General features: G+C 73.1%; 22 protein-coding genes and 1 pseudogene. 15 read left to right on the top strand and 8 right to left on the bottom strand.

Annotated elements, in window-relative coordinates; all coding sequences use genetic code 11:
• Positions 1-70: 70 nt before the first annotated feature.
• The 3 genes from pyrH to HNR67_RS40935 all read left to right on the top strand — a co-directional run bounded on the left by pyrH (position 71) and on the right by HNR67_RS40935 (position 2,348).
• Positions 71-811, top strand: a complete 741-nt coding sequence (gene pyrH, locus HNR67_RS40945) for a UMP kinase (protein WP_185011698.1) — start codon at positions 71-73, stop codon at positions 809-811.
• Between the two features lie 72 nt (positions 812-883).
• Entirely contained in the window at positions 884-1,441 is a 558-nt protein-coding gene (gene frr / locus HNR67_RS40940; protein WP_185009035.1) for a ribosome recycling factor, read from the top strand.
• Between the two features lie 124 nt (positions 1,442-1,565).
• On the top strand, positions 1,566-2,348 hold the full coding sequence (locus HNR67_RS40935) for a phosphatidate cytidylyltransferase (RefSeq protein ID WP_312989709.1): 783 nt from the start codon (positions 1,566-1,568) through the stop codon (positions 2,346-2,348).
• A 4-nt stretch (positions 2,349-2,352) separates the two neighbouring features.
• Here HNR67_RS40935 and HNR67_RS40930 read toward each other — a convergent pair whose 3' ends face one another.
• On the bottom strand, positions 2,353-3,171 hold the full coding sequence (locus HNR67_RS40930; RefSeq protein WP_185009031.1) for a VOC family protein: 819 nt from the start codon (positions 3,169-3,171) through the stop codon (positions 2,353-2,355).
• Positions 3,172-3,272: 101 nt separating this feature from the next.
• Between HNR67_RS40930 and HNR67_RS40925 the strand changes: the two genes are divergently transcribed.
• The 5 genes from HNR67_RS40925 to HNR67_RS40905 are packed head-to-tail and all read left to right on the top strand — an operon-like array spanning position 3,273 to position 7,339.
• Complete coding sequence (locus tag HNR67_RS40925) at positions 3,273-3,998, top strand: class I SAM-dependent methyltransferase (protein ID WP_312989254.1); 726 nt, start codon at positions 3,273-3,275, stop codon at positions 3,996-3,998.
• 18 nt (positions 3,999-4,016) lie between these two features.
• Positions 4,017-5,093, top strand: coding sequence for a threonine aldolase family protein (locus HNR67_RS40920; protein ID WP_185009029.1), 1,077 nt, complete (start codon positions 4,017-4,019; stop codon positions 5,091-5,093).
• Positions 5,094-5,142: 49 nt separating this feature from the next.
• Positions 5,143-6,249 (top strand): 23S rRNA (adenine(2503)-C(2))-methyltransferase RlmN, encoded by a 1,107-nt coding sequence (gene rlmN, locus HNR67_RS40915; protein ID WP_185009027.1) that lies wholly within the window; start codon positions 5,143-5,145, stop codon positions 6,247-6,249.
• A gap of 41 nt (positions 6,250-6,290) precedes the next feature.
• Positions 6,291-6,899 carry a hypothetical protein gene (locus HNR67_RS40910; protein WP_185009025.1) on the top strand — a complete coding sequence of 203 codons (609 nt, stop codon included), beginning with the start codon at positions 6,291-6,293 and terminating at the stop codon, positions 6,897-6,899.
• Positions 6,887-7,339: a hypothetical protein gene (locus HNR67_RS40905; RefSeq protein ID WP_185009023.1), complete on the top strand. Its 453-nt coding sequence runs from the start codon at positions 6,887-6,889 to the stop codon at positions 7,337-7,339. The genes HNR67_RS40910 and HNR67_RS40905 overlap by 13 nt, the downstream gene beginning before the upstream one ends.
• Here HNR67_RS40905 and HNR67_RS40900 read toward each other — a convergent pair.
• From HNR67_RS40900 to HNR67_RS40880, 5 genes are read right to left on the bottom strand one after another with little or no spacing between them, the layout of a single operon-like run.
• Positions 7,315-7,650, bottom strand: a complete 336-nt coding sequence (locus tag HNR67_RS40900) for a hypothetical protein (RefSeq protein WP_185009021.1) — start codon at positions 7,648-7,650, stop codon at positions 7,315-7,317. The genes HNR67_RS40905 and HNR67_RS40900 overlap by 25 nt on opposite strands.
• Positions 7,651-7,675: 25 nt before the next feature.
• Positions 7,676-8,329, bottom strand: coding sequence for a response regulator transcription factor (locus tag HNR67_RS40895; protein WP_185009018.1), 654 nt, complete (start codon positions 8,327-8,329; stop codon positions 7,676-7,678).
• 43 nt (positions 8,330-8,372) lie between these two features.
• A complete protein-coding gene (locus HNR67_RS40890; RefSeq protein ID WP_312989249.1) occupies positions 8,373-9,062 on the bottom strand; it encodes a helix-turn-helix transcriptional regulator in 690 nt (229 codons plus the stop codon).
• On the bottom strand, positions 9,059-10,462 hold the full coding sequence (locus HNR67_RS40885) for a type VII secretion protein EccE (protein ID WP_246492708.1): 1,404 nt from the start codon (positions 10,460-10,462) through the stop codon (positions 9,059-9,061). Before HNR67_RS40885 ends, HNR67_RS40890 begins: the two co-directional genes overlap by 4 nt.
• Before the next feature lie 11 nt (positions 10,463-10,473).
• On the bottom strand, positions 10,474-12,054 hold the full coding sequence (locus tag HNR67_RS40880) for an AfsR/SARP family transcriptional regulator (protein ID WP_344966055.1): 1,581 nt from the start codon (positions 12,052-12,054) through the stop codon (positions 10,474-10,476).
• Between the two features lie 207 nt (positions 12,055-12,261).
• On the opposite strand from HNR67_RS40880, the gene HNR67_RS40875 reads away from it, so the two are divergent.
• From HNR67_RS40875 to HNR67_RS40865, 3 genes are all read left to right on the top strand, one after another.
• Complete coding sequence (locus HNR67_RS40875) at positions 12,262-12,924, top strand: response regulator transcription factor (protein WP_312989247.1); 663 nt, start codon at positions 12,262-12,264, stop codon at positions 12,922-12,924.
• The gene (locus tag HNR67_RS40870) at positions 12,921-14,174 is read left to right on the top strand and encodes a sensor histidine kinase (protein WP_185009012.1); all 1,254 of its coding nucleotides are present in this window, start codon (positions 12,921-12,923) and stop codon (positions 14,172-14,174) included. Before HNR67_RS40875 ends, HNR67_RS40870 begins: the two co-directional genes overlap by 4 nt.
• Before the next feature lie 77 nt (positions 14,175-14,251).
• Positions 14,252-15,211 (top strand): AAA family ATPase, encoded by a 960-nt coding sequence (locus tag HNR67_RS40865; protein WP_185009009.1) that lies wholly within the window; start codon positions 14,252-14,254, stop codon positions 15,209-15,211.
• Here HNR67_RS40865 and HNR67_RS45435 read toward each other — a convergent pair.
• A complete protein-coding gene (locus HNR67_RS45435; protein WP_246492707.1) occupies positions 15,208-16,893 on the bottom strand; it encodes a serine/threonine protein kinase in 1,686 nt (561 codons plus the stop codon). The genes HNR67_RS40865 and HNR67_RS45435 overlap by 4 nt on opposite strands.
• Positions 16,894-17,071: 178 nt before the next feature.
• Here HNR67_RS45435 and eccD point away from each other — a divergent pair, with 178 nt between their 5' ends.
• The 4 genes and pseudogenes from eccD to HNR67_RS46825 form a co-directional block, all read left to right on the top strand.
• Positions 17,072-18,445 (top strand): type VII secretion integral membrane protein EccD, encoded by a 1,374-nt coding sequence (eccD, locus tag HNR67_RS40855; RefSeq protein ID WP_185009007.1) that lies wholly within the window; start codon positions 17,072-17,074, stop codon positions 18,443-18,445.
• A 1-nt stretch (position 18,446) separates the two neighbouring features.
• Positions 18,447-19,865 carry a type VII secretion protein EccB gene (gene eccB / locus HNR67_RS40850; protein ID WP_185009005.1) on the top strand — a complete coding sequence of 473 codons (1,419 nt, stop codon included), beginning with the start codon at positions 18,447-18,449 and terminating at the stop codon, positions 19,863-19,865.
• Between the two features lie 143 nt (positions 19,866-20,008).
• Positions 20,009-20,254, top strand: coding sequence for a hypothetical protein (locus tag HNR67_RS40845; RefSeq protein WP_185009003.1), 246 nt, complete (start codon positions 20,009-20,011; stop codon positions 20,252-20,254).
• A pseudogene (locus tag HNR67_RS46825) lies at positions 20,247-20,504 on the top strand (polymorphic toxin type 44 domain-containing protein); the annotation flags it as partial. The gene HNR67_RS40845 and the pseudogene HNR67_RS46825, both read left to right, overlap by 8 nt.
• A 320-nt stretch (positions 20,505-20,824) precedes the next feature.
• On the opposite strand, the gene HNR67_RS45430 reads toward HNR67_RS46825, so the two are convergent.
• Positions 20,825-22,192 (bottom strand): hypothetical protein, encoded by a 1,368-nt coding sequence (locus HNR67_RS45430; protein WP_185009001.1) that lies wholly within the window; start codon positions 22,190-22,192, stop codon positions 20,825-20,827.
• Positions 22,193-22,201 lie beyond the last annotated feature (9 nt).

Here is a 22,201-nt window from a genome sequence, read left to right as displayed (position 1 = left end):
CACCTGTGAGGGCGGGGCACAGTTTCGCAAGCGAGGGCCGCCCATGGCCTGACGAGGAGGACGGTTGACCGTGACCGGGGACGGCGCAGCACACACCGGCTATCGCAGGGTGTTGCTCAAGCTCGGCGGGGAGATGTTCGGCGGCGGCGAGGTCGGCGTCGACCCGGATGTGGTGCAGGCGGTCGCCCGGCAGATCGCCGACGTGGTCGCCACCGGCGCCCAGATCGGCGTGGTCATCGGCGGTGGCAACTTCTTCCGCGGCGCCGAGTTGCAGCAGCGCGGCATGGACCGTTCCCGGGCCGACTACATGGGCATGCTCGGCACGGTGATGAACTGCCTGGCGCTGCAGGACTTCCTCGAGCGCCAGCACGGCATCGACACCAGGGTGCAGACCGCGATCACCATGGGCCAGGTCGCCGAGGCGTACATCCCGCGGCGCGCGATGCGGCACCTGGAGAAGGGCCGCGTGGTCATCTTCGGCGGCGGCGCGGGCATGCCGTACTTCTCCACCGACACCACCGCCGCCCAGCGCGCGCTGGAGATCGGCTGTGAGGTCGTGCTGATGGCCAAGGCCGTGGACGGCGTCTACACCGCCGACCCGAAGCTGGACCCCGAGGCGCAGCGGTTCGAGCACATCACGCACAACGAGGTGCTGCGCCGCGGCCTGAAGGTGGCCGACGCGACCGCCTTCAGCCTGTGCATGGACAACAACATGCCGATCATCGTGTTCAACCTGCTGGTCGAGGGCAACATCGCGCGCGCGGTGCGCGGTGAGAAGATCGGCACACTGGTCAGCACCCCTGCCGGCTGAACGCCTCCCCAGCCGTGCTGGGATGGTGACACAGCCACGAGTGGAGCCGGCCAACGAGATTTAGGAGCAGCCGTGATCGACGAGACTCTCTTCGACGCCGAGGAGAAGATGGAAAAAGCGGTGGCTGTGGCCAAGGACGACCTCGCCGCGGTCCGCACCGGCCGCGCCACGCCGGCGATGTTCTCCCGAATCGTCGTCGACTACTACGGTTCGCCCACCCCGATGAACCAGCTGGCCGCGGTGAACATCCCCGAGGCCAGGATGGCGGTCATCAAGCCCTATGACCTGAGCCAGCTCAACGCGCTGGAGAAGGCGATCCGGGACTCCGACCTCGGGGTGAACCCGACCAACGACGGCTCGATCATCCGGGTGCTGATCCCGCAGCTCTCCGAGGAGCGCCGCCGGGAGATGGTCAAGGTCGCCAAGGGCAAGGGCGAGGACGCCAAGGTCTCCATCCGCAACATCCGGCGCAAGTCCAAGGACGAACTCGACCGCATCTCCAAGGACGGCGAAGCGGGCGAGGACGACGTGGCGCGCGCGGAGAAGGAACTGCAGGCGATGACTGACAAGTTCGTCCGCCAGGTGGACGAGCTGGTCAAGCACAAAGAGACCGAACTACTCGAGGTCTGAGCGGGTGTCGACCGGCGATCGTGAGGATGCGCCCGGAGCGTCGTCGGACGTTCCGGGCGCTGCTTCGTCAGCTTCTTCCGGCGCCGGACGGCAGTCGAAGGCGGGCCGTGATCTCGGCGCCGCGATCGCCGTCGGGGTGCTGCTGGGCGCGGCGATTCTGGTGTCCCTGCTGACGATCAGGGAACTGTTCGTCGGCGTGGTCGCGCTGGCCGTGCTGGCCGCCACCTGGGAGCTGTCCGGGGCGTTGCGCCGTGGCGCGGGCATCGAGGTGGCCCGCTGGCCGGTGCTCATCGGCGGGCAGGCCATGGTGTGGCTGTCCTGGCCGTTCGAGCGCAACGGGCTGTTGTCGGCGTTCGTGGTGACCGTGCTGGCCATCCTGGTCTGGCGCTTCCGCGGCGGCATCAACGGCTATCTGCGCGATGTCGCGGCCTCGGTGTTCACCGCGGCCTATGTGCCGATGTTCGCCGCCTTCGCCGCGATGCTGGTGGTGCCGGAGGACGGCGCGGGCCGGGTGCTGTGCTTCCTGATCGGCGTGGTCTGCTCGGACACCGGCGGCTACGCGGCAGGGGTCTTCCTGGGCAAACACCCGATGGCGCCCTCGATCAGCCCGAAGAAGTCCTGGGAGGGCTTCGCCGGGTCGATGCTGGCCGGGGTGGTCTCCGGCGCGCTCACGCTGCCGCTGCTGCTGGACGGCGCCTGGTGGCAGGGGGTGCTCTTCGGCGCGGCCCTGGTGATCACCTCGACCGTTGGCGACCTGATGGAGTCGGTGATCAAGCGCGATCTCGGGGTCAAGGACATGGGCACGCTGCTGCCCGGTCACGGCGGCCTGATGGACCGGATGGACTCCCTGCTGCCCTCGGCCGTCGTGTCCTGGCTGCTGCTGCGCGCGTTCGTGCCCTCGCTGTAGCCGGTCAGTCGTCGTACGGGTCGTCCACCGGGCTGGCCGGTTCGCTGCGCCGGGAGCTGTCCACCACGGTGAAGGTGCCGCCGGTGGGGTCCTCCAGGATGGCGAGCCTGCCGAAGGGCGAGTCGAACGGCTCGTAGCTGACCTTGCCGCCCAGTTCGGCCGCGCGGGCCGCGATCGCGTCCGTGCCGACGGCCGGGTCGACGCCGAAGTAGACCATCCAGTGCGCGGGCACCTCGTGCGGGAACTCCGGGCCCATCCGCATCCGCCCGACCAGGGGTTCGCCGTTGCGGAACCAGGTGGCGTAGTCGAAGCTCGCGCCGTCGCCGATCTGCTCCTGCCGGAAGTCGAACAGCCCGCCGAAGAAGACGTCCGCGCGCTGGCCGTCCCTGGTGTTCAGCTCGGCCCAGGACAGCGCGCCCGGCCTGCCGGTGGCGAAGTGCCAGCCGTGGTCGGTCTCCCAGAACCCGATCACGCCGCCGGTCGGGTCCTTGGCCACCAGCAGGTAGCCCTTGCCCGCCACGTGCACCGGGCCGCTGAGCACGGTGCCGCCCGCGGCCTCGATGTGCTTGGCGGCCACCTCGGCGTTGGTGACGTGCAGGTACAGCGTCCAGCCGAGGAAGCGGGCCTGGTCCCGCCTGGCCAGGTAGACCGCGCCGACCGGCTCACCGTCCAGTCGGGCCTGGCTGTAGCCGTTGACCTCGGGCTCGAACTCCCAGCCGAGCAGGCCGGTGTAGAAGCGTTTGCAGGCCGCCGGATCGTCGCTGGCGACGTCCACCCAGCACGGGTGGCCGCCTGCGGGGTCGAGTGGTGCGGGACTGTGCATGCGGGTGCTCCTCATCGGGTGGGGAAGCCGACGGCCTGAAATTACGCCCGGCGACCGACATTCCCTGTGACGAAAGCCCGTCAGTTGTCAAACTGTTCGGCGTGAGTTCGACCGCGGAGAACGCAGGCGTGGTGCCCAGCCCCAACATCTGGCACTGGCCGGATGTGTACGAGACCGAGAACCAGGCCCAGGACAGCGCGGGCGCGATCTGGCGAGCCCTGCGCGCGGAGGTCGACTGGGCGGGCCGGGACGTGCTGGACGTGGGCTGCGGCGACGGCTTCCACCTGCCGGTCTTCGCCGGCTCGGCCCGCTCGGTGCTCGGCGTCGAACCGCATCCGCCACTGGTCGAACGGGCGGTCAAAAGGGTGGCCGGACTGCCCAATGTGAACGTGCTCGCCGGATCCGCGCAACGTATCCCGCTGCCCGACGGGGTGGTCGACCTGGTGCACGCGCGCACCGCCTACTTCTTCGGACCCGGCTGCGAACCGGGGATCGCCGAGGCCATGCGGGTGCTGCGGCCCGGCGGCGCGCTGGCCGTGGTCGACCTGGACGGCGCCCGGCCGCCCTACGGCAAGTGGCTGCGCGCTGACGTGCCCGGATACCACCCGCGCCGGATCGAGAAGTTCTTCACCCGGCTGGGGTTCTCCTGCCACCGGATCGAGACCCTGTGGCGGTTCACCGACCGGGAGAGTCTGGTCCGGGTGCTCTCGATCGAGTTCTCCGCCAAGGTCGCGGCGCGCGCGATCGCGGATACCGCGGGGCTGACGATTCCGGTGGGTTACCGGCTGCACGTGCTGCGGAAATCCAGCGGCCTGTTGCTGCCCTGAGCCCCTACTGTGCCGGGCATGCCCGCTGCCACCTCGCCGCTCCGGTCGCTGTCCCTGCACGCCCCGCACCGCGGCGCGCCCGAGCTGATGCTCGTTCGCCTGGCGAACCAACTTTCGCCAGGCGAACAGCCCTATGACGCGGTGCCTAGGCTGGAGCAGCGGATCGCCGAGCTGCTGGGCAAGCAGGCCGCGGTGCTGTTCCCGACCGGCACCATGGCCCAGCAGGTCGCGATGCGGCTGCACGCGGAGGAGCGCGGGCGGCGGGCGGTGGCCTTCCACCCGTACTGCCACCTGGACGAGTCCGAGCAGCAGGGCTACACGGTGGTGCACGGGCTGCGCGGGGTCCGGGTCGGTGAACGGGAGCGGCTGCTCACCCTGGCGGAGCTGGCGGAGGTGGGCGAGCCGCTGGCGGCGCTGCTGCTGGAGCTGCCGCAGCGCAGCATCGGCGGACAGCTGCCGGAGTGGGACGACCTGGTGGCGCAGACCGACTGGGCGCGGGCGCGTGGGGCGGCCGCGCACCTGGACGGCGCGCGGCTGTTCCTGACCCAGCCGTACTACCAGCGGCCGCTGGCCGAGATCGCCGGGTTGTTCGACTCGGTCTACGTCTCGGCCACCAAGGGGCTGGGTGGGATCGCGGACGCGGTGCTGGCCGGCACCGAGGAGTTCTGCCGGGCGGCCAGGGTCTGGCGGCACCGGCTGGGCGGTGCGGCCGAGGTGGCCTGGCCGTCGGCGCTGGCCGCCGAGTGGTCGCTGGCGGCCAACCTGCCGCGGGTGCCGGAGTACCTGGCCACCGCGCGGGAGCTGGCGCGCGGGCTGAGCGCGGTCGAGGGCATCGAGGTGCTCTGCGACCCGCCGCAGACCCCGCTGTTCCACCTGCATCTGGCGGCCAGCCCGGAGTCGGTGCTGGTGGCGGGCGAGCGGTTGAGCGAGGAGCGCGGGGTGTACCTGCCGCGTTATGCCGGGGCGCTGCCCTCGCCGCGGATGAGTGCGATCGAGATCACCGTGGGCGACCAGTTCGACGATGTGCCGGTGGCGGAGGCGGTGGAGCTGCTCGGCGAGCTGGTGGCGCGCGCCCGGAAGCTGGACCAGGCCTGAGGAGCGTGGTAAGGAGCACCCCCGCCGACGTGGGACACTGGTAGACGCCATGACTTCGTTGCCCCTCGTGTTCGACGCCCCCAAGCGCGGCCTGCCGCCGCGGCACCTCGCCGACCTCTCGGCCGAGCAGCGCCGCGCGGCGGTGGCCGAGCTTGGTGAGAAGCCGTTCCGCGCGAACCAGCTCTCCAACCACTACTTCGGCAGGCTCACCGCCGATCCGGCCGCGATGACCGACATCCCGGCGGCCAGCCGGGACCGGCTCACCAGCGAGCTGATGCCGCCGCTGTTCACCGAGCTGCGCCGGGTGAGCTGCGATGAGGGCACCACTCGCAAGACGCTGCTGCGCGCGCACGACGGCACGCTGATCGAGAGCGTGCTGATGCGCTACCCGGACCGGGCGACGCTGTGCATCTCCAGCCAGGCCGGCTGCGGCATGGCCTGCCCGTTCTGCGCCACCGGCCAGGGCGGGCTGCAGCGCAACCTGTCCACCGCGGAGATCGTGGAACAGGTCCGGCTGGGCGCGGTGGCCATGCGCGACGGCGAACTGCCTGGCGGACCGGGACGGCTGTCCAACATCGTGTTCATGGGCATGGGTGAGCCGCTGGCCAACTACCGCCGGGTGATCGACGCGGTGCACCGGATCTGCGACCCGGCGCCGAACGGACTGGGCATCTCGCAGCGGTCGGTGACGGTGTCCACGGTCGGGCTGGTGCCGGCGATCCGGAAGATGACCGAGGAGAAGTTGTCGGTCCGGCTCGCGGTGTCGCTGCACACCCCGGATGACGAGCTGCGGGACACGCTGGTGCCGGTGAACACCCGCTGGAAGGTCGCCGAGGTGCTGGAGGCGGCCCGCGGGTACGCCGACCGCACCGGGCGGCGGGTGTCCATCGAGTACGCGCTGATCAAGGAAATCAACGATCACGGCTGGCGGGCGGACCTGCTCGGCAACCTGCTGCGTCGGCATCTGGGTCCGTTGGCGCACGTCAACCTGATCCCGTTGAATCCGACGCCGGGCAGTAAGTGGGATGCGAGTCCGAAGCCGGTGGAGCGGGAGTTCGTGCGCCGGGTCGAGGCGCAGGGGGTGACCTGCACGGTGCGGGACACGCGTGGGCAGGAGATCGCGGCGGCCTGTGGGCAGCTCGCCGCCGAGGGCTGAAATCGGTGGAGCACCGCTGATCGGCGCGCCATGATCCCCGGGTGAGCGAATCGCGGGAGTTGCGGCGGTTCGACTTCGAGCCCGCCTACGCGGTCGAGGTCGAGCCCGAGTACCCGGCCACCGGTGACTGGTCGTGTCCGGTGTTCGCCTTCGACCGGGACGGCCGCGTGATCGACGAGGCCGACCGGGGGTTCGGCATGCCGAGGGTGATCCGGGTGATGCCGACCGACGGCGCGGAGTGGGTCGGCCTGTTCTCCTCTGGCCTGCCCGGACGCGAGGACGGGGTTTTCGCGGGGCCGGGGCCTGGGCAGTTGTGCGTGGTGGTGAACGGGCTCGCGCAGGTGGTGGCGGTGGACGAGCCCGCTGCCGGTGCGGTTGTCGTGTGCGAGCTGGTCAATCAGGTTGTGCCGGTTGCCGGGGCGGCGTTGTTGTTGCTGGTCACGTACACCGATCTGGTGGCGGTCGGGCTGCGGGGTGTCGCGTGGGAGTCGGCGCGGTTGGCGTTGGACGGGCTGCGGGTGGAGTCGGCGAGTGCCGCGGGGATCCGGTGCACGGCTGACTCGTGGCAGATGGACGGGTCCACGGAGAGCTTCGTGGTGGCGGCGGCGACCGGTGAATTGGGTTCCCGGGGTGGCGCGTGTACGAGCTGAACGCGGTCATCGGCGAAGCCGGCCTGTTGCGGGCGCGTGCGTCGGGGTTCGCGCACGCCGTCGTGGTCGAGTTGCGCCAGGGGCTGGGGTTGGTGCCGGTGACGGTGGAGTTGTCGCGGGAGTGGGGTTCCGGGGTCGACGGGCAGCTCGCGGAGTGGTCGCGGTCGGGGCCGATCGCCTTGGTGGAGGCGGACTTCTTCGGTGGGGAGGGTTCGCAGTCGGCGGTGCTGTGGCGGGATGGCGCGGTGGTCTGGGGGCCGGTGTTCGCCGAGGAGTTGCGGGGGCCGTGGCGGGATTGGCCGATCAACGCGGCGCTGGCCCGGCTGGGTGCGGTGACCAGCGGCGGCGGGGACCTGTTCGACGCGGTGGGGCTTGGCGCGGAACGGGATCTGGCCGACTGGGTGGCGCGTGGGCGTCAGTCGCCGACGAACCAGAGGTAGCTGCCGGGGGTGTTGGCGCATTCGCGGAGCAGGTCGTCGAGGTCGCGGACGGCCGTGGCCTGTTCGGGAGTGGTGCATTTGGCCAGCAGGGCGGGGATTTCGCGGCGGGCGGCTTCGGCTTCCTGCTCGTTGAACTGGGTGTCGCCGGACGGGTCGATCCAGGGGAGTTTGCCGGGGTCGGTCTCGCGCAGGGTGGCCAGCGCGTCGGCCAGGTCGAAGCCGTGCTCGTAGGAGCCGCGCAGCAGGGTGGCGCGGGAGGCCTTCCAGCCGCGGCGGGGGCGCTGGGAGTGCAGTTCGACTTCGATACCCATGGACAGACCTCGGTCGCGGCGGTGGTCAGCGGAGGAAGTAGCCGGTGCCCTTCACGGTGTGCAGCATCGGGGGCTGGCCGAGTTTGCGGCGGAGCTGGGCGATCACCACGTCCAGCACGTTGGAGGCAGGCGCGACCATCTCGTCCCAGGCGGCGGCGATCAGGTCGGGGCGGCTGACCGTGCCGCCGCCTGCCAGCAGCAGGCGGTGCAGCACGGCGAACTCCTTGCCGGTCAGGTCCAGCCGGGCGCCGTCGCGGTGGGTCTCGTGCCGGGCCGGGTCCAGTTCCAGGCCGCCGTGGCGCAGCACCGGGACCTGGGTGCGGCCGGTGCGCCGGCACAGGCTGCGCACCCGGACCACCAGTTCGATCATCGCGAAGGGTTTGACCAGGTAGTCATCGCCGCTGGCCAGGCCGTCGATCCGGTCGGCGACGCTGTCCCGGCCGGTCAGGAACAGCACCGGCACCGGCCAGCCGATGTTCCGGCGGGCCGCGACGTAGGACAGGGCGTCGCCCGCGGGCAGCATCCGGTCGAACACCACGCAGTCGTAGGCGTTGACGCTGAGCGCCTCGTCGGCTTCCGGCAGGTCGGTGGCGACGTCGACGGCGAATCCCGCGCCCCGCAGGGATCCCTCGACCGCGACCCGCAGGTTCTCGTCATCCTCGGTGACCAGTACCCGCACAGCGACAGACTGTAGCTGACCAGCCGTGCGTGCTGAGCCGGGATCAGCCGACCCGGTCCATCAACCAGCCCCGGTCCGCCGCCTTGGCGCCGGCCTGGAACCGGCTGCGCGCGCCGAGCCGGTTCATGATGTCGGAGACCATCCGGCGCACCGTGCGCACCGAGATCCGCAGCCGGGCCGCGACCGACTCGTCCGTGCAGCCGTCGAAGAGCAGGGTGAGCAGCTCGCGTTCGCGCACGGTCAGCTCGGCCGCCTCCGGCAGTTCCGAGGCGATCAGCGGCACCGCGGCCGGCCACACCCGCTCGAACAGCTCGGTGGTCGTGCGCACCACCCCGGCCAGCCGGAACATCGCGATCCGGCCCGGGTAACCGTCGGCGCCATCGGCGGGCAGCACGGCCACCGAACCGTCGATGACGAAGGCGTCCATCGGCACCTCGGGCAGCGTGCGCACCTCCGCCCCGGCCAGTGCCAGCGCGCTGAGCTGGAGCGAGGCCCCCGGCGCGGTGCGGGTCTGGTCGGTGACCAGCACCCGGTAACGCACGCCGCGGCGCAGGTTGTCGTGGTCGATCTTGCGGAAGGTGGCCAGCGGCCGAGGGAACGCGCAGTTGCCGCGGCGGGCCACCAGCACCTCCCTGGTCGCACCGGCCAGCTGGGTGTCCACCGCGGTGGAGGTCGGGGCTGGGGCGCGGTCGGCCGGGCGCAGCAGGGAGAGCACGGGAGTCTGGCTGTTCACAGCGGGTTGCCTCCGATCGGCATGGTCGCGGCGAGGGCGCGGGCGTGTTGCCCGTCGAGTCGTTCCAGGCGCACGCCGAGGCGTTCGCCCAGGTAGGTCAGGTCGGCGGCGGCCGCGTCGACCACGGCGCCGTTGGTCGCGGCGATCCGGAGCACCGCGGTGGGCTCCCGGTCCTCGCCGGTGCTCACGGCCACCGTGATGGCCACCCCTGGCGCGGTGGCCAGCAGGCGTTCCAGCAGCGGGCCGCGGTCCGAAGTGGACAGTTCGGCGAACCCGGCGAGCCGGAACCCGGCCTGGGCCACCGCACCCGCCCGCCAGAACCGCCAGTCCTCCCGCGTTTCGCCGCGGCCGGACCCGGTGTGGGTGAGCGCGGGCAGCACGGCCCGGAGGTCCTCTTCGGACAGTGCGTCGGCCGGCAGTCCGGCCCTGGTGAGTCTGCGCAGCACCCGGCGGACGGTGTTGGCCAGCGCGGTGGTCAGGTCCTCGTCCCGGACGATGTCCGGATCCCGCAGCGCGCGCACCGCCAGCCAGGTGCGCGGCGGCCGGTCCCGCACCGGGCCGGTGTGCACGACCAGGCGGGCGCCGAACTCGGGCATGTCCGGATCCGGGTCGGGCAGCAGTGCCCCGGCGGCCGCGGCGCGCAGGAACTCGCTGTCGGCCGCCCGCGGTTGCAGCACCACGACCAGTTCGTCGGGGTGGCTGAGCAGGCCGGCCGGGACGCCGCCGATGGTGGCGGTGCGGGCGCGGGTGGCCGGGGCGAGCAGGGTCAGCAGGGCGGCCGGATCGTGTTCGGGGGCGCCCAGGTCGTGGTCGCGGCGGCGGAGTGTGTGCCGGATCCGGGTGGCCAGCAGGGTGGTCAGCCAGCGGCCGCGGACCCGGACCGCGGTGAGCGCGAGCAGCGCGGCGCTGATGCCGAGCGCGGTGGCCAGTGGCCAGGGGCGGCCGATGGCGAGCACGGTGCTGATCGCGGCGAGCTGCCAGCAGAGGATGCGCAGGGCGGGGATCCTGGGGAGGCGGGCCGTGGTGGGCGCCGCGGGTGGCGGCGGGGGTGGGGCCACCGGGCGGGGCTGGGGGTGGCGGACTGCGGTTGCGGCCGCGAGCACGAGTCCGGGGGCCGGGTGCGGGGCGGCGGGCGGCACCGGGCGGGTGACGGCGTGCGGCGCGGGGGACATCGGACGGGGCGCGGCCTGCGGCGCGGGGTGCACGGGTCGGGTGACGGCATGCGTCGCGGGGTGCACGGGGTTGGTGACGGCGTGCGGCGAGACCTGCGCCGGGAACGCCCCGCTGTGCTGGGCCGGGCGTGCTGCGCCGGGGCCGTTGTTCGGCTGGATCGGGCCGGTGGTGCGGGTGGTCAGGTCGGTTGGCCAGCCTGGTTCGGGTGATCGGGGATGCTGCGGCATCGGAGCGCTCCTCACGCGACGCGGGCGTTGGACAGCGGGCGGGCGGTGCGGCGGGCCTGGTCGCGGATCAGCGGGTGGGCGCGGAAGCGGCCGGGGCCGGGGGCGTCCAGGAGGTGGTGGTCGGTGAGTTCCTCCAGCAGGTGGCGGGCCTCCGGCTGGGGCAGGCCCAGGTGCTGGGCGGCCTGGCGCAGCTCGAACTCCGGCGGCAGCGTGGCCAGGGTGCGGAAGGCCACCCTGGCGCCCGCGGACAGCCGCCGGTACGAGCCGGTCACCTCGGGCGCCAGTTCGTCCCGGCCGCCCTCGGTGCCCAGCCAGTCGGCCAGGTCCGCGGTGCTCCACAGTGGACGGACGGCCAGCCGGGTGGCGGCGGCGTGCAGCGCGGCGGGCAGTCCGGCGCAGGCGGTCAGCACCGCGGTCAGCGGGGACAGCGCGGTCAGCGGCTGCTCGCGCGGACCGGCCGCGGTGTGGAACAGGCCGGCGGACTCGTTGTGCGACAACGGGGTCAGCGTGTGCCGGGTTTCACCGGGCAGTCGCCAGCCGCGGGTGCGGGTGGTGATCAGGGTCAGGCTGGCCGACGGACCGGGCAGCAGCGGGCGGACCTGCTCGGCGTCGGCGGCGTCGTCCAGCACCAGCAGCACCCGGCGGCGGGACAGCTCCGAACGCCACAGCGCCGCGCGCTCGTCGAGGTCGGCCGGGACGTCGGTGTGCCCGAGGCCGCGGAGCAGCCGGGCCAGCGCGTCGGCCGGGGTCACCGGGTCGGTGTGGCCGCGCAGGTCGAGGAAGAACTGGCCGTCGGGGTAGCGGGCGGCGAGCCGGTGCGCGGCGTGGGTGGCCAGCGCGGTCTTGCCCACGCCGGTCATGCCGTCGAGCACCACGGTCCCGCCGGGGGCGGCCCGGTCCAGCGCGCCCAGTTCGGCCGCGCGGCCGGTGAAACCTGGGACGTCCCTTGGCAACTCGCGCCGCGGCTGGGTGGCGGTGTCCGCGGTGAGCGCCTGCTGGTGCGCCTGGGCCAGCGCCGGGCTGGGATCCACGCCCAGCTCCTCGGCCAGCATCCGGCGGGCCTGGCGGAACGCGGCCAGTGCCTCGGCCCGGCGGCCCGCCGCGTGCAGGGCCCGCACCAGGTGCGTCCACGCGCCCTCGCGCAGTGGGTCGTCGCTGGTCAGCGCGCGCAGCACGCCGATGGCGGCCACCACCTCGCCCGCGGCGAGCTGGGCCTCGGCCAGGGTCTCGCGCAGTTCCCGGCGGGTCTCCTCCAGCCGATCAGCGGCGGACTGGAAATCCGTGCCCGGCAGGTCCTCGAACGCCCGGCCACGCCAGTGCGCCAGCGCCGCGGTGAGCAGTGCGATCGCGGTGCGCGGATCGCCGTCGGCCAGTGCCGCGCGGGCCGCGCTCGCCTGCCCGGCCACCTGGTCCGCGTCCAGCTCGCCCGGCTCCACCCGCAGCCGGTACGCACCGGGCCTGCTGTCGATCCGGGACCCGGTCAGCGCGGGCGGCAGCGCCCGGCGCAGGCGGCAGATGTAGGTCTTGAGATTGGCCTCGGCCGAGGCGGGCACGGCCTGTTCATGCCAGGTCGACTCGATCAGACGGCCCACCCGGACCCACGCGTTAGGGTGCAGGAGCAAGGTAGCCAGCACCGTGACGGGCTTCCGCGCACCAAGCTCGAGCACCGCCCCAGCCGGGTCGCGGGCCTCGGTCGGGCCCAGTACGTGGAAGAGCAACATCCCCGCCCCCAATCGCGATCGCACTCACCATCCCTGCGGCCACATGAGGTTTCCATGACACGACCGGGATTGATCCCCGTGCGCGTTCTGGTGGTCGAGGACGACGAGGATCTGCGCTTCGCCGTCGCCGCTGAGCTGCGGGCGGCCGGGCTGACGGTGGCCGAGGCCGCCGACATCAACGCCGCCGACCAGGTGATACGTGCCGGTGAGCCGGCCTGCGCGGTCTTCGACCGGATGCTGCCCGACGGCGACGCCATCAACTACGTGCACCGGCGGCGGCAGGAGGGCTGGGCCACCCCGGTGCTGTTCCTGACCTCGCTGGACAAACTCGCCGACCGGGTCGCCGGGTTCGAGCACGGCGGCGACGACTACCTGGCCAAACCCTTCGCGGTGGCGGAGCTGACCGCCAGGGTGCTCGCGCTGTGCAGGCGCGCGGGCAGCGGCAGGCCCTCGGTGCTGCGGCACGAGGACCTGGAGATGGACTGCGCGCGCCGCGAGGTGCGCCGGGCCGGAGTGCTGCTGACCGTCTCCGACAAGGAGTTCGCGGTGCTGGAGCACCTGCTGACCAGGGCGGGCCAGGCGGTCTCCCGCACCGAGCTGATCGAGCACTGCTGGGACTCCAGCACCGACCCGATGTCCAACGTGGTCGACGCGGTGGTCAAACGCCTGCGCGCCAAGCTCGCCGAACCCCGGCTGATCCACACCGTGCACGGCCGCGGCTTCCGGCTGGGCTCGGCGTGACCACCACCTCCGCCGAGGGGCTGCACCGCCTCCGCCGTCTGCTCACCCTGTTGTTCACCGTGCTCAACGCGGCCGGGCTGATCCTGTTCGCCTACCTGGTGATCCGCGAGGACCGGCAGCAGGGCGAGCAGGCCATGGACGCCGAGCTGCGCCAGACCGGCGCGGTGGTGGCCAGGCTGGTCACCTACGAGGACAAGCTCGACACCGGGATGCTGGGCGGGGACCAGCTCGACAACGCCTGCCCCCAGATCACCGTGCTGGAACGGCATCCCGACAGCACCTGGACGACCACCTCCACCAGCAAACGGGTGTGCGCCACGCTGGCCGAGACCATGCTGACCAGCCTGGCCCGGCAGTCCGTCGACACCAGGAGTGTGATCAACAGCTACCAGCGCGGCACCGGCGGCGAGCTGCTCAGGGTGTCCGTGGCCGCGCTGAAACTCCCCGGTGAGCGCTACGTGGGCGCGGTGGTCACCGCGATGGACGCGCGCGAGGTCGAGGACCGGCACGACCGGCGGGTGCTGATCGTGCTCGTGGTGGGCACGCTGCTGCTCGGCGCCTGCGCGCTGGCCGGGCACATCTTCTCCGGCCGGGCCATGCGCCCAGCGGTGGACGCGCTCGCCCAGCAGGAGGCGCTGCTCGGCGACATCGCGCACGACCTGCGCAAGCCGGTGGCCGCCCTGCGCGCGCTGGCCGAGACCGCGCTGCGCAACCCGGACCAGCACGCCGAACTGCTGCCGCGCGCGGTCCGGCTGTCCGCGCGGATGGGCGGCATCATCGAGGGCCTGCTGATGCGGGCCCGCTTCGCCGCCGGCGTGCAGGAACTGGCCCGGCAGCCGATCTGGCTGGACCAGCTGGTCGCCGGGGTGGTCGAGGACACCCAGCCGGAGGGCGCGCGGATCACGCTGACCACCACGCCCAGCAAGGTCAGCGCGGATCCGGTGCTGGTGCAGCGCGCGGTGGCCAACCTGATCGGCAACGCCCTCCAGCACGGGCGGCAGCCCGGTGAGACGGCGGTGGTGCACGTGCACGTCACGGACAACCGGATCACCGTGGCCGACCGGGGCCCCGGCATCGACGCCGAACGCGCCGAACTCGCCCTGGACCGCTTCACCAGCGGCGGCGGGTCCAGCGGACTGGGGCTGGCCATCGTGCGCTGGGTGGCCCAGGCGCACGGCGGCACGCTGCGGGTGTACAACGCCGAACAGGGCGGGGCGATCTTCGAGCTGGAACTCCCCTCGGGTGACTGAGCTGTGTACCGGCCGTGGATGAGCGGTATACCGGGTGTTCCTAGGCTGGGGCTGACGGACGTCGACGGGGGTTGGGAATGAGTGGCACTCAGGCCGGGCAGGTCTACTCGCTGATCGCGCGCAACGTGCAGTCGGTGCTGCGCGGCAAACCCGAGGTGGTCCGGCTGGCCGTGGCCGCGCTGCTGGCCGAGGGGCACCTGCTGATCGAGGACGTGCCAGGGCTGGGCAAGACCACGCTGGCCAGGTGCATCGCGCGCAGCATCGGCGGCAGCTGGAACCGGATCCAGTTCACCCCCGACCTGCTGCCCGGCGACATCACCGGCGTGACCGTGTACCACCAGAAGGAAGAGCAGTTCACCTTCCACCCCGGCGGCATCTTCGCCAACGTGGTGGTCGCCGACGAGATCAACCGCGGCACGCCCAAGACCCAGTCCGCGCTGCTGGAGGTCATGTCCGAGCGGCGGGTCACGGTGGACGCGGTCACCCATCCGGTGCCCAGCCCGTTCCTGGTGGTGGCCACCCAGAACCCGATCGAGATGGAGGGCACCTACCGGCTGCCCGAGGCCCAGCTCGACCGGTTCCTGATGCGGTTGTCGGTGGGCTACCCGGACGTCGACGCCGAGGTGCTGGTGATCATGAGCGACTGCGCGGGCGTGTCCCCGGACGACCTGCCCGCCGTGGTCGACATCCCGACCCTGGTCGCGGCGATCACCGAGGTCCGCAAGGCGCACCTGGACCGCGCCGTGGTCGAGTACGCCGCCCGGCTGGCCGGGGCCACCCGCGAGCACACCGCGGTCCGCTTCGGCGCCAGCCCGCGCGGCAGCATCGCGCTGGTGCGCGCGGCCCAGGCCATGGCGGCCACCGAGGGACGCAACTTCGTCACGCCGGATGACATCAAGGACGTCGCGGTGCCGGTGCTCGCGCACCGCCTGGTGCTCACCGCCGACGCCGAGCTGAACCAGCGCGGCCCGGCCGAGATCGTGGCCGACGTGCTGGCCGCGACCCCGGCCCCGGCACTGAACCAGAGCGCGCGTTAGCCGGCGCAGGTCGCGTTGTTGAAGGTCTTGTACTGGCTCTTGAAGACCGGGCCGTTGCTGGTGCCGCTGACCTGGAAGCAGTACTTGAGACTCGGGTCGATCTCGACCGTCATGCTGGTGCCCCGCTGCGCCAGGTAGCTCTTGGCCTCGATGTCCTTCTCGCTCGCCACGGCGACGGAGAAGTACAGCTCCGCACTGCTGCGCCAGTTCAGCTCGACCTTGTTCCCGCGCACCACTGGCTCCTCCAGCACGATCTCCGCTGGCTTCGTCGAGGTCGACGGGGTGGCGCTGGCCGGGACCGGGCCGGGCGGCAGGGCCATCTCGGCCGGGTCCTCGCTGATCAGCAGCACCGCGCCGACGGCGAGCACGGCGATCACGCCGACGCCGCCGAGCACCAGCCCGGTGCGGCTGGCGGGGCGTTCGGGGCGGGCCGGGCCGGAGATCACCAGGGGGGCGCCGCGGGGTCGCGGGGGCGTGGGAGTGGTGTCCTCAGGCTGGGTGGTCGGCCGACGGCGGGGTGCGGCGGCGTCCGGGAAGCTGTCCACTGGCAGGTCGGTGCGGTCCGCGGCGAGTGGGCCGAGATCGGCCGCGGCCGGGGCGCCGGGGTAGGCGGAGGCTGACGGGCCGGGTTGCGGCGCGAGGTGCTGGTGGCCGGTGGTGGCGGAGTCGCCGGGATGGCCCGCGAGGTGCTGGCCGGGGCGGGCGGCGGGGCCACCGGACCGTTCCGTGGCGGGCAGGCCGGACTGCCTCGAGGTGGACCGGCCGGGCTGGGTCGCGGCGGGCCGGTGCGGGCCGGGCGTGCCGCGGGGTGGCGTCGGGCGATAGGCCGGGACCTGCCCGGCGAAATCGTCGAACCCGCGGCCCTGGGTGGCAGGCCGGGCCGGGCGTGGTTCCGGGCCGCCCATCCGGTCCAGCCACTCCGACACCACCGCGGCCTCGGCCGGGCGCAGCGCCGGGTCCTTGCTCAGCAACGCCGACACCACTGCCACCAGCGCCTCGGGCACGTCCGCCCGGTTCAGCGGCGGCACCGGCGTGCCCAGCACGCGCAGCATCCGCTCGCCCTCCGGCTCGCCGATCGCGCCAGGGTGCGGGGACTCCCCGGCCAGCGCCAGGTGCAGCAGCGCGCCCAGTCCGTACAGGTCCGAGCGTTCGTCCACGGTGCCGTCGCGCAGGGTCTCCGGGGCGGCGAAGTCGATGCCGGTGCGCTGGTCGCGCGGGTAGGCGCGGCGCAGGGTGAGGCCGAGGTCGGCGAGCACGGGTTCGCCGGTGGGGCGGAACAGCAGGTTGCCGGGGGTGACGCCGCCGTGCACCAGGCCGGCGCCGTGCGCGGCGGACAGGGCGGTGGCCACCGCGCGGCCCAGCGCGATCGCGTCCGGCACGGACAGCTTGCCGCAGCTGGTGACCAGCTCGCGCAGGGACTGCGAGCACAGCTCCATCCGCAGCGCGGTGCGGCCGTCGGGGGTGTCCTCGACCGCGTCGGCGACCAGCACCGGCGCGCGGTCGCGCAGACCGGCCAGCCGGGCCAGCTCGCGGTCCAGCTCGGCGCGGGTGCGCTTGGGCAGCTTGGCCGGGAAGACCTTCAGCGCGTACGCCGCACCGGTGTCCGCGCGCACCCCGGCGTACACCGTGGCCACCGGACCGTCCCCGAGTAGAACCAGTTCCTCGGGCCCGTTGCTGGTCATCGCGGGCTCCCCTCCAGCTGTCGCTCCGGCGCCATCATCCGGCCTCGCCGGTGATGGCCGCTAGCTGCCGAACCGGTTCCCCGCCGCGGCGCTCCACCAGATCGTAGGAAAGACGAACCACAGGTGCGTGCCGGGCGGCAGCTTGTTGCCGCACCGGCCGGTGCGAGGAGGTAGGCCGATGACCACGACCGGGCTGGTGCGAGTGACGGTCGCCGCGCCGCACCGGCGCATCGACATGGCGTTGCCAGAGCAGTCCAGCGTCGCCGAGATCGTGCCGGGGCTGTTGCGGCACGCTGGTGAGCACCTCGCCGACGACGGCGCGGGCGACGGCGGCTGGCTGCTGCGGCGCGGTGACGGTTCGCCGCTGGAACTGGGGCGCACGCTCGGCTCGTACCGGATCAGGGACGGCGAGGTGCTGCACCTGACCTCGCGGCGCACCGAATGGCCGGAGCTGGAGTACGACGACCTGGTCGACGCGATCGCCGACGGGGCTGGCCGGGCCGGGCGGGCGTGGAGCGCGCGGCACACCCGGCGGGCCGCGCTGACCGTCGGCGGCGTGGTGCTGCTGCTGGGTCTGGCGGTGGTGCTGCGGGCCGGACCACCCTGGCCGATGCCCGGATTGTGGTCACTCCTGGTGAGTTTGCTGCTACTCGCCGTGGGTGCTACGTTGGCCAGGACCGCGGGAGACGCGGTGGCCGGCGCGGTCTTCGGGGCGCTGGCGCTGCCGTACTCCTTCCTCGGTGGAGCTTTGCTCCTGGCCGGAAGCCACCCGCTGCTGGACCTGGGCGCACCCCAGGTACAGGCGGGCAGTGCGGCACTGTTGCTCGGGGCAGTGCTCGGTCATCTCGGCACGGCACACGGACTGCCGGTCTTCGCCGCGGCGGCGACCAGTGGACTGCTCGGCGTGCTGGGCGGGGTGCTCGCGAGCCTGGACATCTTCGACGGCGCCCAGGCGGCCGCGATCGTGGTCGGCGCGGTGCTGGCGTTCTCCCCGATGCTGGCTCCACTGGCGATCCGGCTGGCCAGGGTGCCGATGCCGGTGCTGCCGCGCACCACCGCGGATCTCATTCGGGATGATCCGCAACCGCCTCGACCGGCGGTGTACCAGGCGGTGTCGCGGGCGCACGGGTTGCTGACCGGCATGCTGGTCGGCGCCGGGCTGGTGGCCGTGCTCTGCCAGGTGTTGCTGGTGCGCAGTGGCCGCACGTCCGCGTTGTGGTTGCTGGTGGTGCTCGCGTTCGGGTTCCTGCTCCGGGCGCGGTTGTATCCCGTGCTGTGGCAACGGATTCCGTTGCTGGGCGCGGGAGTGTGTGGGGCGGTGTGCCTCGCGCTCGGTCCGTTGCTGGCCGGGCGGGTGGCCATCGCCGGTGTGGTGCTGCTCGTGGTCAGCGGGCTGATCGTCTTCGGCGGTCTGCGGCACAGCACCGGTCCGGCGAGTCCCTACCTCGGGCGCTATGCCGAGCTGTTCGAGGTGGCGGTGGTGCTCGCCGTGGTCCCGGTCGTGTGCGCGGTGCTGGACCTGTACGCCTACCTGCGCGGGCTGGGCGGCTGAGATGGCATCGAGTCGCGATCAGCTTCAGGCACACCAGTTCCTGGCCCAGCGGGCGATCTCCGCGCTGGTCACCAGGGAGACCGATCCGGAACAACCACCGTTCCGGCGGCCGAGCGTGTCCGCACTCGGCAGCATCGCGCTGGCGGTGATCATCCTGGCCGGCTTCGGCGTGTACGGGCTGATCGTGCCGGGTGGCAAGGACGCCTGGCGTTCCGGCGACGCGGTGATCGTGGAGAAGGAGACCGGCGCGCGGCTGGTGTATGTGGACGGCAGGCTGCGGCCGGTCACCAACCACACCTCCGCGCTGCTGGCGCTGGGCAAGTACGCGCCGACCATGGACGTGTCGCGGAACTCCCTGGTCGGGGTGCCGCGCGCGCCGCGGATCGGGTTGGTGGACGTGCCGGATGGGCTGCCGGGCAAGGAGCGGGTGCTCGGCGGCGGCTGGAGCATGTGCTCCCAGCCCGCCGTGGACAGCACCGGCGCGGCGGTGCACGAGTCGGTGCTGCTGGTCGGCCAGCCGCCGCCGGGCGGCCGGGCGCTCGGCGATGCCGCGCTGCTGCTGGAACTGCCGGACAAGGGCGACTGGCAGCTGGTGTGGCGCGGGCACCGGCACCGGATCGCCCAGGCCGACACCGGCGCGGTCCGGCTGGCCCTGCAACGCGGTCCGCTGCTGCGCGCGGGCGCCGCACTGGTGGACAACCTGCCCGCCGGTGAGCCGATCGGCCCGATCTCGTTGCCGGACACCGGAAAGCCGAGCACCGCCGTGCCCGGCAAACCAGACCTGCGCATCGGCGAACTGGCCCTGGTCCGCATCGCGGGCGAGGTGACCCAGCACTACCTGGCCGAGGCCGACCGGCTGCGCCCGATCTCGGCCCTGCAGTACGAGATCCAGCGCGCGCACAAACCCACCGCCGAGGCGCTGGGCGGCGAACTGAACGGCATCACGTTGAGCCCCTTGGCCGTCAACGGCGCCCGCCTGGCCGCCGCGACCCCGGCCAAGGCAGGCCAGGCCCCGGACAAACGCCCGGAGTTCGCCGGTTCGGCCGCGGGCGCCCCCACCGTGTGCGCCAGCTTCAACCCCGGCCAACAGGTGCCGACCGTGACAGTGGATCCCACCCTGCCCCAACGAGATCCGGCCCTGCTGACCACCCGCCGCACCGACACCGGACTACCCCTGGCCGACCGCGTCCTGGTCCCCCCGGGCTCAGTGGCCCTGGTCGAGATCATGCCCAGCCCCACCACCCCCGCAGGCACCCTCTCCCTGGTCAGCGACCAGGGCCGCAACCACCCGCTGGCCACCCCGGAGGTGCTGGCGATGCTCGGCTACGAGGGCGTGACCCCGGTGCGGATGCCCGCCGGTCTGGTCTCCCGCATCCCGCTGGGCAGTGGGCTGGACCCACAGGCCGCGAAGCGTTCGTAGTCAACAACAACCGAGCGCAAGGGGGTACGACCGTGGCACCACCACGAGCGGGTTTCGCGCACCTGGCCATCGACTAGGCGGCCGACGTCGGCAGGCGCGCCGCCGCCGACCCGATACCCGACAGGTACCGGCAGGCGGGTTACGTGCGGCACCTGGCCGAGGTGACCCGCCGGGCCAAGACCCGGATCAACGACTACCTCAAGGCGAGTTCACCGAGACACGGCGCGGCCCTGGAATCCCTGGCCGCCAACAGGAACGCCCTGTTCACCCGGGGCAAGGCGGGGGAGCGGTACACCGAGTACGAGGACATCCAGCAGTTCCCCTTCGACGAGACCGTCCGCAACTCCGCCTCCGACACCGCCGACCGCCTACGCGGGTGCCCTGGGTGAATGGGCGGAGAAGGTCCGCCAGCGCGGGGGCTGGGACCACAAACTCGTTGTCCTGCAAAGCACCGCGGGCGACAACCAGCTCACCCAGGCCCCCAGCCTGCCCGGCAAGATCCGCTACGACGCCTGGTCGAACATCCACTACGGCTACCTCGTCCGCGAGGTCGGCTTCACCCCGGAGGTCCTGCACGCCGGCGCGGACGTCGCGGACCTGATTGGCCAGGATCCGGCCGACCAGGCGGCGGTGCGGCTGGGGATCGAGCTGCGGGAGAGGTACGGGCCGGGGAGTTGCGGCCGGATCGGTTGCGGGAGGCCATCTCAGCGAACTGGGATCGGCTGGTCGCCGCGGGCACGGTCGTGCCGAACGGAGCCAGACTCGGCTCCGGCAGGCATCGCCTCGGCCCCGTCCGCCAGCCAGCCCCGCCCCGCCCCAGCCCAGCCCAGCCCCAGCCCCAGCCCAGCCCCAGCCCCAGCTCCGCCCCGCCCCGCCCCGCCCGGCCCGGCCCGGCCAACCCCCAACAACAACATTGCCCCGCCCGGAACCCCGGACGGGGCAACGCTTCCACCGATCAGTCAGCGAGCCCGGCGACGCCCACGCGGCTGCTCAGGCTGCACCACCGCCGAGGCCGCAGGCGCGCCCTCGACGCGCCACATCTCCTCATCCAGCAGCTCGATCGTCGTGGTCTCCTCCGCCCGCCGTCGCCGCGACCCGGTCGGCACCGCACCGACTCCAGCGGACTGTCCGCCCAACCGCGCGGGCACGCCCGGAATCCCCCGCCTGACCCCCTTACCCGGCGTCGCGCCCGCGTTCTTCGCCGCGCCGCTGCCGGGTTTGGGCTGGTTGCCGCCCACGCCGGCGCCGCCCAGCGGCGGGGCCATCGGGGGGATGCCGCCCGCGCCGCGGGACATCGAGTTGGCGGTGTTGGCGGTGCCGGTGCTGCCTGCTGAGGCGACGGGGGCCTCCGGGGGTGCGGCCAGGTTGGCCGCGGCGCCCATGGCGGCGGCGCGGGGGATGTTCGGGGGGCCGAGGATGCCCGCGCCCTTGAGACCGGGGGGTCTGCCGCCGCCCCTGGCTCCGGCCAGGCCGCCCGCGCCGCCCAGACCGCCGGTGGGGACCGGGGGGAGCAGGGGGAGCGGCGGGGTGTTGACGGGTGGGGGGAGGGACGGGAGTGGGGGTGGGATGGGGGGTTTGGGCACGGTGGGGGTCGGGGTGTCGCCGGCGAGGCCGGGGCCGGTGGGGGGTGGGGGCGGAGCACCGGGGGCGCCGCCGGGGGGTGCGGATGGGGCGCCGCCGGGAGGCGCGCCTGCTGGGCCACCGGGGGGTGCGCCGGTGGGGCCGCCTGGCGGGGCGCCGGTGGGGCCGCCGGGGGCGGCGTCGGTGGCGTTGGCTGGGCTGGCGGGGGCGTCCGGGCCGCCGGGGGCGGAGGTGGGGGCGGCCGCGTTCTGTGGGCCGCGCCAGTCGGTGCCGAGGGCGTTGGTGGTGGCTTCGGCGGTCTGGGTGAACAGGGCGGCCAGTTGGTTCATTGGGACGCCCGCGTTCTGGCTGGCCTGTTTGCGCAGTTCGGCCTCCATGGCGGGGGCCAGCTGCACGGCTTTCTGGAACCACTCCCAGGTCGCCATCACACCGGCGTGGGCCTGGGGCAGGGCGACGGCCAGGTTGGCCAGGGCGGAGGCGGGTTCGGTGGCGATGCGGTCGGTCCAGTCGGTCAGCGAGGTCACGCCTGCCTGGACCTGGTCGCCGAAGAGGTGACCCGCGCTGTCCAGCCAGTGCTGGGCCAGTTCCTGACCCCGGCCGTGCAGGTCGGTGCCGGCCTGACTCAACTGGCTGTGCAGCGCGGTCCACATCTCGCGGGCCTTGGTGACCTGCTGGACCCGGCCGCCGCCGACCTCCGCCTCGATCAGCCGGACCTGCTGCTCGATCTCCATCGTGGTGTAGTCCATGACCTCCCC

The sequence above is a fragment of the Crossiella cryophila genome (genome assembly GCF_014204915.1).
Taxonomy (GTDB): Bacteria; Actinomycetota; Actinomycetes; order Mycobacteriales; family Pseudonocardiaceae; genus Crossiella; species Crossiella cryophila.
Note: the sequence above shows the minus strand (reverse complement) of the source record. Positions and strands in the feature narration are given on the sequence as shown.